The sequence below is a fragment of the Kamptonema animale CS-326 genome, assembly GCF_028330895.1.
Taxonomy (GTDB): domain Bacteria; phylum Cyanobacteriota; class Cyanobacteriia; order Cyanobacteriales; family Microcoleaceae; genus Kamptonema; species Kamptonema formosum.
In genome coordinates this window covers 1-19,261 of the sequence record NZ_JAQMUA010000360.1, presented here as the reverse complement: position 1 = coordinate 19,261, position 19,261 = coordinate 1, and the positions used below count along the sequence as shown (strand labels likewise).

At 43.4% G+C, this 19,261-nt stretch carries 12 protein-coding genes and 1 pseudogene; 3 read left to right on the top strand and 10 right to left on the bottom strand.

The window, feature by feature from the left end; translation table 11 throughout:
• From PN499_RS20960 to PN499_RS20925, 8 genes are all read right to left on the bottom strand, one after another.
• A partial coding sequence (locus PN499_RS20960; protein ID WP_465249969.1) for a filamentous hemagglutinin N-terminal domain-containing protein occupies nt 1-1,852 on the bottom strand: 1,852 nt, incomplete at its 3' end.
• Nucleotides 1,853-2,560: 708 nt separating this feature from the next.
• Nucleotides 2,561-2,797 carry a 50S ribosomal protein L28 gene (gene rpmB / locus PN499_RS20955; protein WP_007353560.1) on the bottom strand — a complete coding sequence of 79 codons (237 nt, stop codon included), beginning with the start codon at nt 2,795-2,797 and terminating at the stop codon, nt 2,561-2,563.
• 160 nt (nt 2,798-2,957) lie between these two features.
• Nucleotides 2,958-4,946 (bottom strand): molecular chaperone HtpG, encoded by a 1,989-nt coding sequence (gene htpG / locus PN499_RS20950; RefSeq protein WP_272034258.1) that lies wholly within the window; start codon nt 4,944-4,946, stop codon nt 2,958-2,960.
• 497 nt (nt 4,947-5,443) lie between these two features.
• Entirely contained in the window at nt 5,444-8,149 is a 2,706-nt protein-coding gene (gene clpB / locus PN499_RS20945) for an ATP-dependent chaperone ClpB (RefSeq protein ID WP_272034257.1), read from the bottom strand.
• A 258-nt stretch (nt 8,150-8,407) separates the two neighbouring features.
• Nucleotides 8,408-9,265: a DUF4435 domain-containing protein gene (locus tag PN499_RS20940; RefSeq protein ID WP_272034255.1), complete on the bottom strand. Its 858-nt coding sequence runs from the start codon at nt 9,263-9,265 to the stop codon at nt 8,408-8,410.
• A complete protein-coding gene (locus PN499_RS20935; protein ID WP_272034252.1) occupies nt 9,262-10,623 on the bottom strand; it encodes an AAA family ATPase in 1,362 nt (453 codons plus the stop codon). The genes PN499_RS20940 and PN499_RS20935 overlap by 4 nt, the downstream gene beginning before the upstream one ends.
• A gap of 343 nt (nt 10,624-10,966) precedes the next feature.
• Complete coding sequence (gene gloA, locus PN499_RS20930; RefSeq protein WP_272034250.1) at nt 10,967-11,353, bottom strand: lactoylglutathione lyase; 387 nt, start codon at nt 11,351-11,353, stop codon at nt 10,967-10,969.
• Between the two features lie 463 nt (nt 11,354-11,816).
• Nucleotides 11,817-14,321 carry a VIT domain-containing protein gene (locus tag PN499_RS20925; protein ID WP_272034249.1) on the bottom strand — a complete coding sequence of 835 codons (2,505 nt, stop codon included), beginning with the start codon at nt 14,319-14,321 and terminating at the stop codon, nt 11,817-11,819.
• A gap of 409 nt (nt 14,322-14,730) precedes the next feature.
• Between PN499_RS20925 and PN499_RS20920 the strand changes: the two genes are divergently transcribed.
• From PN499_RS20920 to PN499_RS20910, 3 genes are all read left to right on the top strand, one after another.
• A complete protein-coding gene (locus PN499_RS20920) occupies nt 14,731-15,168 on the top strand; it encodes a hypothetical protein (protein ID WP_007357903.1) in 438 nt (145 codons plus the stop codon).
• A gap of 391 nt (nt 15,169-15,559) precedes the next feature.
• Nucleotides 15,560-17,269 (top strand): CTP synthase, encoded by a 1,710-nt coding sequence (locus PN499_RS20915; RefSeq protein ID WP_007357902.1) that lies wholly within the window; start codon nt 15,560-15,562, stop codon nt 17,267-17,269.
• 189 nt (nt 17,270-17,458) lie between these two features.
• Nucleotides 17,459-17,881 carry a hypothetical protein gene (locus PN499_RS20910; protein WP_272034244.1) on the top strand — a complete coding sequence of 141 codons (423 nt, stop codon included), beginning with the start codon at nt 17,459-17,461 and terminating at the stop codon, nt 17,879-17,881.
• A 149-nt stretch (nt 17,882-18,030) separates the two neighbouring features.
• Here the strand turns inward: PN499_RS20910 and PN499_RS20905 are convergent, their stop codons facing one another.
• Together PN499_RS20905 and PN499_RS20900 are read right to left on the bottom strand one after the other, a co-directional pair.
• The gene (locus PN499_RS20905; RefSeq protein WP_272034242.1) at nt 18,031-18,915 is read right to left on the bottom strand and encodes an ROK family protein; all 885 of its coding nucleotides are present in this window, start codon (nt 18,913-18,915) and stop codon (nt 18,031-18,033) included.
• Nucleotides 18,916-19,070: 155 nt separating this feature from the next.
• Nucleotides 19,071-19,261 (bottom strand): annotated as a pseudogene (locus PN499_RS20900) (photosystem II q(b) protein); the annotation flags it as partial.

Below are 19,261 nucleotides of genomic sequence, written 5' to 3'. Positions count from 1 at the left end.
CTGGAGCTGGAGCTGGTGCGGGTGCGGGTGCAGGTGTAGAAGCAGTTATGTCAATAGCCGTTGGGCCTCGCCGCTGAGGTAAGGGACTATCATAGCTTCCAGAGGTAATGCTATTAGGTTGAGGTGTTCCCCCAGTGACGATCGTGCCAGCAGTACCGTTGAGCCCATTATAGTCCGGCCCTACGGTGAAAGGAGTATTTAAAGCCGTTCCCCCATGTCGAATTGTGATATCTCCAGCGTTAGCGCTGCCGGTGGTGGCGGCGGAAAGACTACAACCTTCTGAACAAAAGGGTTCTGAGATGAAACTGCCTGTAGCCCGGAAATAACGACCCGCTGTAATATCAATATTGCCGCCCGCTGTTCTGCCTTGGGTATTGATAAAGACAACTTCGATGTCATCCTGGGGATCTAGTGTCACCGCTCCGCCTTGCTTGTCGTCAGAATGCGCGTCTATTTCTCCGGCTTTAATGCTTAATAAGGCAGAAACAATAATGTCTCCTCCATCTCCATTTTTGGCATCTGACCAAGAACTAAGATTGCCTGCTTCTATAATACCTGTGCGGCTGGTGAGGGTGATGTTTCCGCCGTCGATCGCCGTAGAGTGAGAGTCGATCGCACCTGCGCGAATGTCTGTTTCTGCTTCTAGTGCGATCGCACCTCCCTCAGAAGTAATAGTGCTTTTAGCTGTGTCGAGGCTACCGCTGCTACTGCTGAGGCTAATTTCTCCCAGACTGGTACTGATGTTACCACTCACAGTTAAGTTGCCTGTAGCATTTAAAGCGATCGGGCCGCTGCTAGTCGATTCAACTGTGCTGAGGTTTCCGTTGATGGTAATGTTGCCTGCTGCTTGAATCGCGATCGCGCCTGCATTCACTTCCTGGGTTGCTACATCCCCAGCAGCTACCGTTTGGTTTCCTCCCGTGAGTACCACTTGACCGCTTTCATTCACGCTGATGCCTGTGGCGCTACTTTTACCACTACCTGTCAGCAGTTCGGGCAAAGTTGCGATCGGCAGTGTCCAAGGTGTCGGTTGCCCTTTGGGAGTCTCTGACGTATTGGTAGTTGATGATGGTGCTTGGTCGTTCTCAGCCGATTGAGCAGTAGCGTCGCCCCCGGACAAAGGCTTGATCTCCAAGCTCAGCAAATGCCCATCTTGACTGATACGCACTAAATTTTCAGCGGGAACGGATACAACAGTGACTTGACCATCTGGGGCTGATAGAGTACCAGTGCTAATAACTGTACCGCCCAGCAAGGTTAAATTTTGCCCTGACTTTACTGCTAAATCCGCTGAGTTGATAATAACTCCTGGTTGACCAGAAGGAAAGGCAAAACTGCTAGGAGTCCCCACCAGAGTTGCATAGTCATTTGTACCTTCAGCATTAAACCAGTTAGTGCCAATTCCAATACCGGTGGCAGTAGTTGCTGTGAAAGAACCAGCCACATTTAAGCTAGCATTAGCGCCAAAAATCATTCCAGATGGGTTGATTAAAAAGAGATTGGAATTGCCTCCTGTTACTTGAATTAATCCATTAATTATGGAAGCGTCGCCGCCAACAACGCGAGCTAAAATATTGCGAATATTAGGATTAGAGATAAAGTTGGCAATCTGATTTTCAGATAAGCCGAACTGCTGGAAACTATGGAATAAATTGGCTTTGTCGCTTGAGAGTTGACCGCCTTCTATATCGAAGCGCTCACCTTGAGGCGTAACTGTCGTATCTGTTCCGTCCGTAGCTGGAACAATGGTCTGGGCTTTAAGTGAGGGAACTAGGAAGGAAAAGCTAAAAAGTAAAAAAGAAACGGGAAATATAAGCTGATTTCTTGTTTTTTTGATCGAAAAAAATCCCATCTGTAAATTATTGAAGGCTGTCAAAAATTTACAGCTATTTTTAATAGAGGCTTTCATTGGTTTTACAAGGCTGAGTTTTAATATAGCAATGCTCTGCTGATTAGATACACTTAACCCTGCACCTGTCACACGAGCTACATTATCTATAAGAGATGATGTGACTTAACTATACTTATTTATAACTTACTCCTGTCATTGTTTATATCTTCCGAATGACATATTTATAACGATTCGGATGAGTATAAGGAGATATATATACCTACTTAGTAATTAGTCAGATTTGTGAGACGTTAAGTCTTGTACAGTACCCGATATCAAATTAGTAATTAATAAGGAAGCGAGTAAAGTTTACCTAATTTAGAATTGTTATGTACAGATAAAAGAAGCAAAAAGTGGTAAAATTTTACCAATTTAAAACCTCGATCTTAATGTATTCACCTATTGCTATCCTTCCGCGAAAAATTTTTATGCCGCTTCCCTCTGACAAAAAACATTTATTCCTTTACCCTCTCGTCTAGGAGAGGGCTTGGCAGAGATAGAAAGGGCTTGGAGGTTAGGTCAATGGTAGAGATAATAGAATTTAGATGCGAAACAGCTTCTACTTACTCGGTGCGGTTCCCTAAAAAAATTGAGTGCGATCGCATCAATTAACGCGATCGCACCCAAAAAATTACCAGCCTTTTCAACCAAATGGTATTAATTGCCGATTTAATATTTGTTCAAGTTAATTCCAGCTTCCCGCGCCAGAGCATCCAAACCCTTGAGTTGTATGGTCTTAATCGCCTTCGTAGAAAGATGTAACTTCACCCAGCGCTTCCCTTGGGGCCACCAAATCCGTTTCCACTGCAAATTCGCCTCCTGCAACTTGTGAGTGCGGCGGTGCGAGTGGGAAACAGCCATCCCATTATTCGCCTTTTTCCCTGTCAACTGACATTTCCGAGACATATTACCCTCCAGATTACCGTTTTTCTTTGCGATGCAACCTTCAATTATAGATCGATTCGCACAAATAGGTCAAATCAGGAGTATCCTATCAAAATCCCCCTGTTTTCAAGCTACAGTTTATAAACTGTAGTTTTTTTCAGAGGGATTTGAGGACAATTGATTACAATGCTCGTTCAGTTAACCGCGTCAACACCTGATTTGACCGTTCCACAAAATCCTTCATTCCTTCAGCATCAAACCCTTTTTGAGCCATCAAAGCTAAGTCATAAACGTGATGGCAAATCATATTTGCCAACTCGCTAGATGGAGACACGCCGCTACCTTGAATAATCGCGCCTTGACTCAAATTAGCCAAGTTTTGAATCAGCGGATGAGCCGTATTTACTACTAGGATATGTTCGTCAGGAAATCCAGCCGTTTGCTGCTGCAATAAAGCAGTCATATCTCGCAGTCGCCGCATCGCTTCTGGTAACAAAACAATTGCCGGCGGTGTACCCTGCGGATCGTCTGATTTCAAAGCTTCAGTACGAATAGTAACTGTTGACTTACCGATCGCTTGTTGGAACAAGTCTTTAATTTGTTCGCTGCGAGTTTTATTGGTATTCGGGTCAACAATCTCAGCTTCTTTTTCCTTGTCAATCAGCGTCTCATCAAGTTCGGAATCAACCCGCGAGAATTTGACATCTTTATAGTCTCGTTCCAGGGAACTGATAAAGTGCGTATCAATGAAGGAGTCCATAAATAGGACTTCCAAACCTTGACTCTTGTGGAGTTCCACATAAGTAGCCTGCGATGCCGGTTCAGTACAATAAAATACGCGGTTTTCGTGGCGTTTTTGATTGCGTTCCAAATACTCCTGAAGGGTAGTATAAGGTTGTGTTGAAGTTGAGGTTTCCGACTTTGGCGTTACTTCTTGCCATGCGTCTCCATCCTCAGCTTGTACTTGCACTTCTGGCGTTACACTTTCTGATTTTTCTACGGTTGGTTGGTAAGTCGTGCGATAAATTAAGATATCTTCGACTTGCTTTTTAAACTTCTCGTCATTCAGCGATCCGAACTTGACAAATGTACCGATGTCTTGCCAACAGCGGATATATTCATCGCGGTTATCGCGGTAAAGTTCTTTGAGACGATCGCCAACTTTTTTGGCAATATAATCAGCAATTTTCCTGACTGTGCGGTTGCTTTGTAGGGAACTGCGAGATACATTCAGAGGAATGTCTGTACTATCAATCACGCCTCGCAGCGGCATCAAAAATTTAGGGATAACTTCTTCGCAGTGATCGCTGACAAAGACTTGATTGCAGAATAGTTTAATATTGCCTTGAGTAACATCGACATCGGGCCGCAATTTAGGGAAATATAGAATCCCGTTGACAATGAAAGGATAATCTGTATTTAGATGTACCCACAAAAGCGGTTCTTCTTGGAAAGGATAGAGGTAGCGGTAGAGTTCTAAATAATCTTCTTTGGTGAGGTTGCTAGCAGATTCTCGCCAAGCAGCTTTTTGCTTGTTAATTACTTCTCCCTCCAGTTTAATTGGCACTGGCATGAAGTCGCAGTAAGTTTTAATTAGCTGCTTAATGCGGCTGCTTTCTAAATATTCTTCTTCTTCATCTTGGAGAGTGAGAGTAATCGTTGTACCGCGTTCTGTACGGGGAGAATCTGTCAACTCAAAAGCTGGGGAACCATCGCAAGACCAGTGTACTGCTTGAGCACCTTCTTGGTAGGAAAGGGTATCGATTTCTACTTGTTTTGCAACCATGAAGGAGGAGTAGAAACCCAGACCAAAGTGACCAATAATTGCGTCGTTACCTTCACCTTTGTATTTTTGAATAAATTCTTCGGCGCTGGAAAAGGCAACTTGATTGATGTATTTTTTTACTTCATCCGCCGTTAGACCAATACCGTTATCAGAGACAGAGAGGGTTTTTTTCTCTTTATCAATGGCGAGGTGAATTTCTGGTTCCCCGATGTCGCCGCTAAATTCGCCGGAACGGGAAATCATTTTCAGTTTCGCGATCGCATCGACGGCGTTTGATACCAGTTCCCGCAAGAATATCTCGTGGTCAGTATAGAGAGATTTCTTGATAATCGGGAAAATATTCTCGGTATGGATCGTAATTGTTCCCTGTTCGAGGACTGTCATAGTTTTACTTTAAGTGACTGTGAGTATAGGATTGACGCACGATTAAGCTTAAACTTCGATCCGCCTTAACCCCCCTGAAAACAGGAGGAAACCCTTGGAGGGGATGGGAATCTCTAAAGTCCCCTTTTTCCGGGGGTCGGGGATCTCTTCTGCGTAAGTCCTGTATTTAATGATTTTGTGCGATCGCGCCGCTTTTTTGCAAAGGGATTACCCTAAAAGGATGATTCGGTTTACCCTACTTTCTGGTAGTTCTCGCCATAATTATGTCATTAATAATTATGTGATTGCCAACTCTGCAAAGCAATGTCTAGGTCTTGGCGATTGCTTCGCTGCGATCCCAATGACAGATAGGACAAGCATAATTATGTCATTAATAACTATGTCATTGCGACTACAATCATGTCTTAATAACAATGTCATTGCAACTATAATTATTATGTCATTGCGAGCGCAGCGAAGCAATCTCTAGGTCTTAGCGATTGCTAAAAGTATAACACCTAAGTTTTCTCCTTGCCACTGACCACCAGGGCCGCTACCAAGTCTTTCTTACTAAAAATCATACTGTTATCAACACAATCTATCACAATCGTATCCCCCTCCACAAAGGTATTTTCTAACAACTTATTCGCCAGCGGGTTTTCTAATTCTCGCTGAATCGCACGTTTCAATGGACGCGCACCATAAACAGGGTCGTAACCGACATCAGCGATATAATTCTTGGCCGCTTCTGACAGTTCCAAGTTAATTTTTTGATCTCCCAGCAACCTTTCAATTCTCTTCACTTGAATGCTGACAATTTGCCGCAATTCTGTCTTACTCAAAGTGTGGAATAAAATAATGTCATCAACGCGGTTGAGAAATTCGGGACGGAAGTGCGATCGCAAAGCCTCCGTCACCCGTTTGTACATCATTTCGTACTTAGAATCATCGCCAGCAACATCGAGAATGTAGTCGCTACCAATATTGCTAGTCATCACAATGACGGTATTTCTAAAATCAACAACTCTCCCCTGAGAATCGGTAATTCTGCCATCATCTAACACCTGCAATAAAATGTTAAATACATCCGGGTGTGCTTTTTCTACTTCATCAAAAAGCACGACTGAATAAGGGTGACGGCGTACTGCTTCCGAAAGTTGACCGCCTTCATCATAACCCACATATCCCGGCGGAGCTCCCACTAATCGCGAGACGCTATGCTTCTCCATATACTCCGACATATCTATTCGCACGATCGCATCATCAGTATCAAATAGAAACTCAGCTAAAGCGCGGGCTAATTCTGTTTTTCCTACACCAGTCGGCCCCATAAATAAGAAGGAACCGATCGGTCTACCGGGGTCTTTCATGCCGGCGCGAGCTCTCCGAATTGCGGCCGAAACTGCTTCTACGGCCTCGTGTTGACCAATGACTCGCTGGTGTAAATGTTTCTCTAATTGTAGCAGTTTTTGCCTTTCTGATTCTAACAAACGGTTGACAGGAATTCCCGTCCACTTAGCAACTATTTCTGCGATATCACTGGCGGTAACTTGTTCGCGGAGTAATGATGAACCTTGAGATTGTAGTTTCAATAATTCGGCTTCTTTGGCTTCGCGATCGCGCACCGCAGTCTCCAGTCTACCATACTTTAACTGCGCCGCCTTATTCAGATCGTAAGCCCTTTCTGCCTGCTCAATTTGCACCCTTAACTCGTCTTCTTCCGCTTTCAATTGATTGATTGCATCTAAAGATTGCTTTTCACCTTGCCACTGAGTTGATAATTTTTCCTGCTTTTCTTTCAAAGCATCAATTTCCGATTGAATGCGCTCTAACCTAGTAGTGAAACCCAGATTTTGCGCCCCTTTGCCTTCACCTTCGATGGACAGTTTTTCCATTTCCAACTGCATCACCCGCCGATCGATTTGTTCTAATTCTGCGGGTTTAGAAGTGATTTCCATCTTCAATTGGGCAGCGGCTTCATCTACTAAGTCGATGGCTTTATCTGGTAAGAATCTATCGGAAATGTAACGCGAAGACAAAGTAGCCGCAGCAACCAAGGCAGAGTCTAATATTTTGACTCCATGATGTCTTTCATAACGATCTTTAAGTCCGCGCAAAATTGAAATAGTATCTTCGACGCTAGGTTCACCGACAAAGACTTGTTGAAATCTCCTTTCTAAGGCAGGATCTTTCTCAATATTCTTGCGAAATTCATCGAGGGTAGTTGCACCGATACACCGCAATTCACCCCTCGCTAACATGGGTTTCAGCAAGTTGCCTGCATCCATTCCCGAACCGGAACTTCCACCGCCACCAGTACCGACAACTGTATGCAATTCGTCAATAAATAAGACGATTTGACCGTCAGAATTGATCACTTCTCGTAATACTGACCGCAGGCGTTCTTCAAATTCGCCTCGGAATTTTGCCCCGGCAATTAAGCTGCCCATATCGAGGGAAAATAACTGGCGATTTTTGAGAGATTCGGGTACGTCGCCGTTAACAATTCGCTGGGCTAAACCTTCAGCGATCGCAGTCTTCCCTACCCCCGGATCGCCGATTAATACGGGATTATTTTTCTGGCGACGAGAGAGCACTTGGACTACGCGGCGAATTTCCTCATCGCGACCGATTACGGGGTCGAGTTTTCCCGATTTTGCGGCTTCTGTCAAGTCGCGACCGAACTTAGCAAGTGCGTCGTAAGTTGACTCCGAATTTTGGTCTTGAACTTTCGCAGAACCCCGGACAGCTTTAATTGCTTCTTCGAGTTTTTGGCGATCGATAACTTTAGTGGGGGGAGTGCGATCGTAACCGGGCCGAGGGGGCGGGCCTTCGGTTTTTGTCAGCAAACGGCGGCCGATGCGTTCGTCCTCGATGAAGGCAATTAATAAATGTTCTACAGCGATAAAACCGTCCTGCCAAGCCACTCTTGCAGCTTCAGCAGCGTCTAACATCACTTCTAAGCCGCGTCCGAGGTAAAGTTGTTCGGCATTGGCGACTTTGGGTTGGCGTTTGGCAAAGGCTTCTAGCTGCTGGGTTAGGCGTAGATGGTCAACCCCGGCTTTGCTGAAGATGTTGTTGGCAAGACCTTGCTGTTCTAGAAGTGCGATCGCTAAATGTTCGACCTCTAGCTGCTGGTTGGCAAAGCGGCGGGCTACATCCTGGGATTTGACGATGGCTTCCCAGGCTTTATCGGTAAATTTGCTAGGGTCTGTTGGCTGCACGGTATTTCCTCGCGATCGAAGGGATTTGTACTTTGTCCCTTCAGATATACTCTCATAACTATGATAGAGGTTAAACGGATGTCTGAGTCTCTTCGGATTCGGGGCTGAGGCTGGTAAAGGCTGGCGATCGCGCTGGGGGCGATAATAGTGTCAGAATTAACCGCAGATACCTATACAATTTTACTAGGAAGTAATGAGTAACTTTTTAGTAAATGATTATTTCCTTTTAATTAGGGTAAGTACCAGAATCACAGAAAGCTATATGTCGTTCCGCAAAACTCTAAATGGTGGATTGTTACTTTCCCATGTGCGAACTGACAAGTAAATTTGCGTCTTGCAAAAGTAAGCTTCTTCGTAGGCAAGCCGTAAACTACGCTCAAGACTGTTCGGTTCAACACTGGCGGTACCAATTGCTTTGCCTAAGCCAAAGGACAAAATTTTTACCAAGTGATGACCACAGCAGACTTGCCAGGGATCGTGGCAACAACTTTTTAGATAAGTTATGCGCTGTTGTAAATCTTGATTTTTCAGTTTAAAGGCTTGAGATTTATTCTTGACTTCTTGAATTAGTTGATCTTCATTAATTTTTAGGGTTTGCCCATCAATAAAATGACTAAATGTGATGCTCTCAAAAGTCAAGTTTAATCCATCACTTTGAGAAATCCAGAGAAAATATCCAACCGAAATACCAGCTTCAAGCAATGCGGATCTTACATCTCTACCAAACATAGTAATTTTTTCCTGTGAACCCAACTCAGCAATCACCTTCTCAAGGGCGAATGAATTGATTAGCATAGTTTCAAGATCGTGGGTGTCTGTACGAATTAGATTAGGGCTATTATGCGGTGAATTTTCTAGACGATCAAAATCCGCATCAACAATGGCTAAAACTCCCTGAAAGTTGTCTCTCTCCAAAATATCCAGAACCGCAATAACTCGAAGCTTGCTAGATGGTTTGCCTGAAATACTAATTGATTTACAGGCTACGTTGTCAATAAAACGCTCATAAAAAACTTTATCCGAACTCCCTTCAACTAATAAAAAACTGCCTGAAAAACTACTGCGTTGTAGCCGAATTGCAGCGGCTTCACGCTCAACTGTAATGTACTCCCTCATTTCGTTGCTCCTTTCAGTTCCACAGTCAAATCCCAGCGATCTTGAATTATATCTGGTGAGTGAGTAGCCATTAAAACATCTAGATCTGCAAGCTTTGTAATTTCTTGCAAGTCCTTTAAAAACTGAGCCTGCCATCCCACATGAAGTGAGAGTTCAGGTTCATCAATCAGAACTAAAGAATTAGGTTGAACCTTAAATAATAGTTCGTAAAAAAGAACTAACTCATGCTGTTCGCCAGAGGACAAATCTGTTGGTGAAAGAGTATCTGTATGAGAGGAGGAAGAGTTAAGACCTGTCTTGAAAACGAACCCCTTCTCCTTGTTGAAATTCATTTCTTTGTATGAATAGGCAAATTTATTATTGACAATTATCCTTAACAGTTCGATCTTGTTTGCGATTTCACTGAAGACGCTTAGCTTCTTTTCTACATCGTCAACATATACTGACAAGATATTCTTAGTGCTTTCATCTATAGCTCGATCTTGAGGCTGAATTTGAAAGTCTGAATTTTCGTCCTTATCTAATAAACCTACCTCTATAAGACGAGAGCGAGTATCTTCAAGTTTATTTAGTTGATGACGAAGTTGTTCATCTGTTAAATCAGGAGATTGCTTTTGTTGTACTACCCTTGCAGGAAATGTTCTATCAAGAGATTGAGATGTTGTACCATATTCAGCAAGTTTAGATTGAATAAGTTTTGCTAGCTCATCAGAGTAAGCAGAAACAGTTGGCAGCATTGAAGATGCCCCAGAATATTCTATTGAAGAATGACTAGGAACAAAGTTTAGTAAACGTTGCGATTCTATTAACCGAATATGAATATCATTTTTCAGGTTGTTTAGCCAGTCAGGTTCCTCTCGTAATTTAGACATTGAAGGAATTATGTCTTCAAAACGATCTATAACTTCATTTAATGAAAGAGCTTCAAGAGTAGGTATATAAACCCATTGTTTAGGCGCGATTCGTGACAATCCGGGAATATCATCCAAGATGTTGATTAGGGCATCGACATCTTGGAAGTCTTTCGTTTCTTTTAAAATGAAACTTTGCCTTTCTGAACTAAGTTTATAAAAATCTATATTTATACTCTCTCTCTTTTTTACTTTTCCAGTCTTATCAGGAGTTTTTACTACTTCAACACTACTACCATTATCAAATTCAACTCGAAATTTGCTAAATGGGATACTGCGAAATACTGAGTAGCGAGAGTTGAACAATCCGTTCAACATCCTCAGCATTACTGTTTTTCCAAAGCCATTTGGTCCATGAATGATTGTAATTTTCTCAGCCATGTTCAAGGGAATTACATGGTCAAAAATCCCAAATAGACCATTAACGGATATTTGCTGAATTTGCATAGTCTTTGAGTTCCATAGCCATAGGCTTCCTAACTTCGATTATAACCTCTACTTGTCTGAATAGCGCACAACCCTTGTGCATTCTGCATCTTGTAGTCTCAACTGAGAACATATTTGAACCATGACCAAACGTAGCATAAAAACTTTAATGCACCCGACAGCCGAGACCATTAGGAGGTTATTAATTGCTAAAACCATTGCTTTTATTACATTTTCCTTCTTCCTTCTTGCTTGGGCTATACTTATAAAGCGATCGGCGGGAATTTAAACCCAAGCGATGACAAGACAAATTATCCCTAAGATGCCGTCGATGCCGTCGCCCTGTCACTTTCTCTGCGCCACTTTAAGCCTTCACCTGAATTAATTCAACTTTATATCCATCAGGATCTTGCACAAATGCAATTACTGTAGAACCATGTTTCATCGGCCCCGGTTCGCGAGTAACTTTACCACCACGAGTCTTAATTTCATCACAAGTAGCATAAATATCATCAACACCGATCGCAATGTGACCGTAAGCATCCCCCAAATTGTACTTGTCAGTACCCCAATTGTAGGTTAATTCTAATACCGTGTGGTCGGATTCGTCGCCGTAGCCTACGAAAGCCAGAGTAAATTTACCATCTGGATATTCCTTTTGGCGTAGTAGTTTCATGCCGAGCACTTCAGTGTAAAATTTCAGTGACTCTTCTAGGTTTCCGACTCGCAGCATCGTGTGTAGTAGGCGCATTTTACTAACTCCAAATTTCTTGAGCTTTGACTACCATTCTATAACAAGTGGTACAATTAGATGCGTCCTAAGCTATAGCATAATATGGAAAATGATTTACTTTCCTTAATTGCAGGTATGAGTTTATTAGTTATCTATCTCATCTTCTCAGCCATGACTGAAATGGGGACTAAGTGGCCTTGGAAAAAATAATATAACTAGGGACTAGGGGCTAGGGGCTAGGGGCTAGGGAAGAGGGAAGAGAGAAAAGGTTACGACCTAAAGTATTATGAACCAGATGTCAGAGTTAGAGTTACCGTAACCGACTAAAGCGGTTGCTATAATCAACAAAGGTATGTAGTTGCGCTTCAGTGTAACTACATACCTATTAGTCCGCGTAGGTGGACTTTGTTTGTATAGCCGCGATTTCAATCGCCGGAATATTTGAGCCGGAATATTTGAGGATATTTCAGCTTTATTGTCTTTAATTCGGCATAGGAACAATTCGCAATTTAATGCGAATAGTCCCACGCAATCCCGCAGGAGATGACCAAGAAAAGAGCGATCGCTTCAAAGTATCAACAACATCTTTCTGTTGCAGCGTCGAAGCTTTATCGTCTAAGACAATGCGATCGACACGCCCATCTTTAACGAATAACTCCAAGATAATATCGCCGCCGACTCCGTTAACTAAATTTATCGCTTTCAGGTGTTGAGTTAGAGATGCGATCGCACTTTCATCCAATCCCTCAACAGTTACCACCTCTAGGTTAGAATTGGAGACTCTCTGCCTAGTTTCCGGTCGTCTGGGGGAAATGGGTAGGGAACTTGGATAAGGTGCAGGCGCGGCCAAACTCCGAACTCCACCGCCTCTGGTGGCTTCCGCTTCCTGCTGGGGTTCAACAACTGCGTCGTAGCTAACCCCCTCTGGCAATTCTACGGGGACTTGGACGCGGCGACGAGTTCCATCTGGTTCTACCCGGACTTCTTCGCTGACGGCGACAAAAGCCGTATATTGGGACAGCAAGCGATAGGTGAGGGCGGTATTCGTAACAGCATCCACCAGAGATGTAGTCTCGCCACCAAACATTTGACTCATTAAGTCTTTAATTCTATAACGTCCCCAGAGTTGCGCGATCGCGGGATTGCCAAAATCTGCGATCGCACTTGGTGGATTTGACTCCCGCTGGCGAAGTTCAACTCCCGCCATAAAATTAACTGGCATAATTTTTTCATAGCGTTTCCCCCCAGCTACCGTTCCAGTAATGCGGATTTGACCGTTAGCGCGATCGCTCTTTCTTCCAAACAAAACTAACGGCTGATTAGCAAATAAATCTGGTGCAACTAGAGGATAAATCTCTGGTTTTTCCCCTCCCCCTTCCCAAACCATTTCAATATTCGTCAACACCGGATTATTAATTTCAGTCAGAAACTTTTCGACTAAATCTTGGGTTGGTTCATCTTGACGAATTACCACAGAAGTGCCTCTTCCCACTTCCGCCAAACGGTTGAGTAAAAACCGATTTACAGAACTACCAACCCCGAAACTGTACAGTCTATTTCCTGGTTTTAAACTTCGTTGTACTTGGGAAATCACCTCATTTTCATTGCCAATATAGCCATCTGTAATTAAGACAACGCTCCGCAATCTTCCTGACTCAGCGGCGGGAAAATTCATCACTGCTTGAATGCCATTTAACAACTCTGTACCGCCATTAGCTTGCAGTTGCTCAATATAAGCTAAAGCCTTTTGCCGATTTTCTGCTGTATTTGCCAGAGGTGCAACAGAAAGCGCTTTGGCAGTATTAGCAAAATCAATAATCGTAAAGGTATCATTAGGATTTAGCCCGTTGATAAAGCGGCGCATCAATTCCTTAGATTTAACTAAAGGTTCGCCTTGCTGAGAGCCGGAAGTATCCATTAAAAATACAACATCTTTCGGCACAATTTCATTACTTTTGTACTGCAAAGCTGGAATTAGATACAGGGCGAAATGTCCCCCTCGTTTGTCAGCTTGCGTCAGCACAGTTGCCTGAGTCCGATCGCCAGCCACTCGATAGCGCAAAATCAAATCTTTATTAGGGATTGTATCTAAATTCCCCAGTTGAACTCGGACTATATTACCGCTAGCAGCAGTTTCAATTTTATGAGAAGTAGAGCGGACGTTGCTAATAGCCAAACCCGCATCAATTTCTACAGAAACGCCGATATCATGTCCCGAACGAGTGTTTGGCGGAAGTATGGGCGGATTAATTCGGGAAGCATCGGGAACGCGATCGGTGTTAACTCCTGAATTGGGGGATTTCGGAGGAATTGGTGTCCCTGGAATGTAGCGCGGCCCTACCACCATTGGGAACACAAATTCATAGTCGCCGCCTTCAAATTTGAGTGAATCTGTGTAGCGAATAGTAACTTCTATTTGTTCTCCTGGCTTGATATTGGCGAGAGATTGAGTAAAAATATTGTCTCGTTCTTGTTCTAAAAGTCCAGCAGTGCGACCTTGTTGTTTAGCGCGTTCGTAAATTTCTTGAGCTTCTTCCCGACGTTTGATATCGGCTTTAACTATCCGCGCACCTATTTTAATTTCCATATCGTCTACCGCTGCGCCATCGGGCAAGGGAAAGACATAAACTGCTTCTAGAGGTTCATTAAAAGGATTTTCAAACTTCTGAGAAACTTCGACGCGGGAAATATTGCCGGCGATTTTTGCCTTAACTTCCGTATGCTTGAGAGGAAAAACTTGTTCTGTTTTGCCGGGAGTTTCGACGTACAAGCCACTGGGTTGACATTTAGGCTGTGATGAGCCGTTAACAGAGCAGTTAGCATCAGCTCTAGCAACGCGGAGGGGGGGTTGAGTGGGGTAGTGGCTAGACATAATGGGAAAATTTGGCTTGTAGTCTGTTGCCCGCGAGCCTTGGCCCATGCCAGTGATGAGTGCGATGCCTACGGACAGCAACCCTTGGACTGGGAAAATAGGGGCGAACTTCATAGCAGTTTTTATAGCAGATGTGACAGCGTTTACTCTGCGTACCATGACCCCGGTAACAAAAAAACGTTCCTGACCAATACCGATAAAGTTATTGCAGGAGGCAGAAGGCAGGAGGCAGGAGGCAGGAGGAAAATGCAATACTAGACATGGTTTGGGCGATCGCTTGTTTGCTAAAGCCTGTGGTAGTAACTATTTTTGCCTCTCTCATTCGGTTCGCCTTGGCGATGGAGTCTCCTATTGCCGAGAGAAATTAACTACTTTAACGATCGTAACAAATTTTAGCAAAAATAGTTGACTTTTCCTGCTTAATTCTCTATACTAAAAAGTAGAGTTTTTTGATTGCATAAGTATCCTAATGATGCTTCTGTAGCACAAGTTAAAACTTCCCCGTTTTTTCTAAAATTTACTCATGGACATCAAAAATCTAGGCAATCCGATACAGGGTGCGAAAGATAAAGCACAAGGAGCTACAGGCAAATTAACTGAACAAGTTGCAGGAATTTCTGCTGCTGCTCAGGAACAATTCAATGCCATTCTGGAAGAATATCAAAAAGTTTTGCCGATGGCAGAAAGTCTGGGTTTAAGCGTGGAGAGTTTTAAGGTAGAAATGGGACTTGTACCAGAGATTAGAACTACTCTCTCTGGTTCGGTAGAGCGGATCAATAAAGAAGCGGTACAAAAACTGATAGCAGATCATCCCAACAACAAACTTTTGGGGACAATTCTCAACGCCTTACTCATTACTAGGGATCTACAACTGAAATTGAATCTCAAAGCCCTTAAGGGGGTTGCCGTTGATATTAAGCTGGGTATTTCTCCTAATGTTTCTGTACATTTAACGCCTTAAAATGTTGTCTTTTACATTGTTAACAGTTAACAGTTAACAGTTAACTATTAACAAAAATTTGTAAGATGGGTTTCGCTTCTCTTCACCCATCCGACAAATTGGGTGGGGCTCCCCAGTCCCAACTGGTGTCAAATTAAACTGAAACACTGCCAGGGGTTAAAACCCCCCTCTTATAGCTTAAGTCCTCTGAAGAGGACTAATAAGTTCTTTAATCCTCTTTAGAGGATTTAATCTTTGAGACAGGGGTTTTAACCCTGTCGGACTGAGGGTTTGATATTAAGTTGACACCAATACCCAGTCCCCAGTCCCCGCTAGACAATTTCCAATTTTGGCTTTTAGATTTTAGAGTGGGAGTTGGATAGAAAAATCTAAAGTTGAAAGCTAAAATCCTATGACCAAGTTTGTGTTTGTGACTGGTGGGGTCGTTTCCAGCATTGGCAAGGGGATTGTCGCTGCTTCCTTGGGCCGTTTGCTGAAGTCGCGGGATTATTCTGTCTCGATTCTGAAGCTAGACCCCTATCTGAATGTCGATCCGGGAACTATGAGCCCGTTTCAACATGGTGAGGTGTTCGTGACTGATGATGGTGCCGAAACGGATTTAGACTTAGGGCACTATGAACGGTTTACGGATACGTCGATATCGCGTCTGAACAGCGTGACTCAAGGTCAATGCTATCAGGCGGTGATTAATAAAGAACGCCGGGGAGATTATAACGGCGGGACGGTACAGGTGATTCCGCACATTACGAATGAGATTAAGGAACGCATTCACCGGGTGGCGAAGAATACGAATCCCGATGTGGTGATTACTGAGATTGGCGGTACGGTGGGTGATATTGAGTCCCAACCCTTTTTGGAGGCAATTCGACAGTTCCGCAGGGATGTGGGACGCAAAAATGTGATTTATATTCATGTAACGCTAGTACCTTGGATTGCGGCGGCGGGGGAGATGAAAACTAAGCCGACTCAGCACTCGGTGGGAAGTTTGCGATCGATTGGGATTCAACCTGATATTTTGGTTTGTAGATGCGATCGCCCTTTGCAACCAGGGATGAAGGAGAAGTTGTCAACTTTCTGTGACGTACAGGAAAAGTGCGTGATCACTTCTCACGACGCGAAAAGTATTTATGAAGTACCGCTGATGCTAGAAAAGGAAGGGTTAGCGGAACAAGCTTTGGATTTGCTGCAATTGGAACAACGGCAACCGGATTTGACGCAGTGGGAGACTTTGGTAAATCGGATGTATAGTCCGACTCAGGTAATTGATATTGCGATCGTTGGGAAATATGTCAGGTTAAGCGATGCTTACTTGTCAGTGGTAGAAGCTTTGCGACACGCTGCGATCGCGATCGGCAGCGACATTAATTTACACTGGATCAATTCTGAAGATTTGGAATCAGGAGAGATCGAAAGCTATTTCGATGATATCAATGGCATTGTCGTACCCGGCGGCTTTGGGATTCGAGGAGTTGATGGTAAGATAGCAGCGATCGAATACGCTAAACGCAAGCAAATTCCATTTTTAGGATTGTGCCTGGGAATGCAGTGTGCTGTGATTGAGTGGGCACGAAGTATCGGAGGGTTAGAAAATGCTAACAGTGCTGAATTCGACCCCGATACTACTAATCCGGTGATTAATTTATTGCCGGAACAGCAAGATGTCGTCGATTTAGGTGGTACGATGCGTCTTGGTTTGTATCCTTGCCGATTGAATGCCGATACTCTTGCTTTCAAACTCTATCAGCAGGAAGTGATTTATGAGCGTCATCGTCATCGGTATGAATTTAATAATGCCTACCGTAATCTTTTTTTGGAGACAGGTTATGTAATCAGTGGTACATCTCCCGACGGCCGCTTAGTAGAGATTATTGAATTGCCCAAACATCCATTTTTTATTGCTACCCAATTCCATCCAGAATTCCAGTCTCGACCTTCCGCCCCCCATCCCTTGTTTAAAGGGTTTGTTGAGGCCGCAAGTGAATCTCGAACTGGCAAAATAGAAGAGGTTGCCACTATAGATGGTATAGTCTCTGGGAAGGATACAGGCAGTGAGGATGCCAGCCCTGAGTCAATCCTAAATTTCCCTGCTGAGGTGTCTTAGCTATTAGTTGTCACCCCTCAGCCATTGGTAGTTAGTATAAACTAAATACTAATGGCTGACGACCGGGAATAGTCTCCACCCCGATGTCAATGGCTAAACGAAATTTTCTAACCCACTTCTGTTTTTTACTTGCTTTTGAGTTACTTGAGCCATTTGAAATGCCAGAACTCACAGCTTTGAGGAGGTCTTGTGGGCTACTGGGTTAAAATAAATTATGAACGCAGCATATACCTAATCGAGCTTGAGAGTATTAGTGCGTTTTCTAGTGAAGTTGACAATAAGCGGATTACGTTTTGGTTGCCCAATAGCAGTCAGCCGATTATTCTTAGCCCTCAAAATAATGCTGATGCTTATAAGCAAGTTTTAGAATATATTAAAAAAACTACTGAACGTGCCTCTAAAGGTTGGTGGGTTTCTATTAGTTATGACCGCAAGGAATTCTTAATCGATTTAAGTCAGATTAGTACATTTGTCTGGGAACCTAATGGTCGGTTATCTTTTTGGTTGCCTGATAGTTCTACTAATATTGTAATTAATCCACAAACCAGCGTGGATGCTTATCAAAAAATTCACGATTTTATCCAAAAAACAACCGATCACTCTATGCCTTAATGAAGGAAGAAGGAAGAAGGAAGAAGGGGAGAGGGGCTAGGGGCTAGGGACTAGGGGAAGAGATGGGGAGGATGGGGAGGATGGGGAGGATGGGGAAGGGATTACCAATTACCAATTCCAATTACCAATTACCAATTACCAATTAACAGTTAACAATTAGCAATTGCTAATTTTGCTGCCCCAACAATTCCAGCTTGATTGCCTAATTCTGCGATTAATAGCTGTAAACCTTCACGGGAACTGGGGAGGACTCGTTTTTCAATTTCTGCTTTGACTATAGGTAAGAAATGTTCTGCACCAGCACTGATACCGCCGCCAATAATGATGGCTTCGGGTGTTAAAATGTAGAGGAAATTTGCCAAACCTGCACCCAGATATCGACCGTATTTTTGCCAATATTCTAATGCTGTGGCATCTCCCGCCTTTGCTAAGTTTGCTACTTCTAATGGTTCTAAACCAGTGTCGCGGCGAATTGCTTGGATGGAAATATATTGTTCTAAAGATCCACGATTGCCACTATTACATTCTGGGCCATCGGGGTTAATGGTAATTAATCCTAACTCTCCGGCGGTTCCTTTATGACCAACAAATAGTTTACCATCTTGGATAATTGCACCACCGACACCAGTGCCTAATGTTAATAGAATTAGGTTTTTAAAGTTACGACCGGCACCCAACCAAGCTTCTCCTAATCCTGCACAGTTTGCATCATTTGCTAATACTGTGGGTAAACCTGTTTTGGCTTCTAACCAATCAGCTAAGGGGACATCGTGCCAGTTTTTGAGGTTAATTGCTACTCTAGCTATGCGGCCAGTTGCATCTGCGGGGCCGGGGATACCTACACCGATTGCTTTTACAGAGTTAGCAGTTGGGTTCAGTTCGGTAATTGCGTCGCTCATTGCAGCTAAAACTGCTTCTGGTGTGGCCGGTTGTGGGGTGGGAACTGTTAAGGATTGGTGACAAGTGCCGTCTTCGCTGAATCTGCCTAGTTTAATTGCTGTTCCACCCAAGTCGATGCCGATTACCTGTTTCATGATTGGTTAGTTGTTAGTTTTTAGAAATTGCGACAACCATAGGATTCACTTTTCACGATCGCTTTTTCATAATATAGCAATTGCGATAAGAGTTTTTAATTCAACAAAAAACGCCCTCATAAATGAGAGCGTTTCTTGTTACCAATAACTAAAACTTAGCCATTGATAGCAGGAGCAACCAAAGCAACTGGAGTAGATTCACCAGCAGCCAAATCCAGAGGGAAGTTGTGAGCATTACGCTCGTGCATTACTTCCATACCCAAATTAGCGCGGTTAATCACATCAGCCCAAGTATTGACAACACGACCTTGTGAGTCGATAATCGATTGGTTGAAGTTAAAACCAT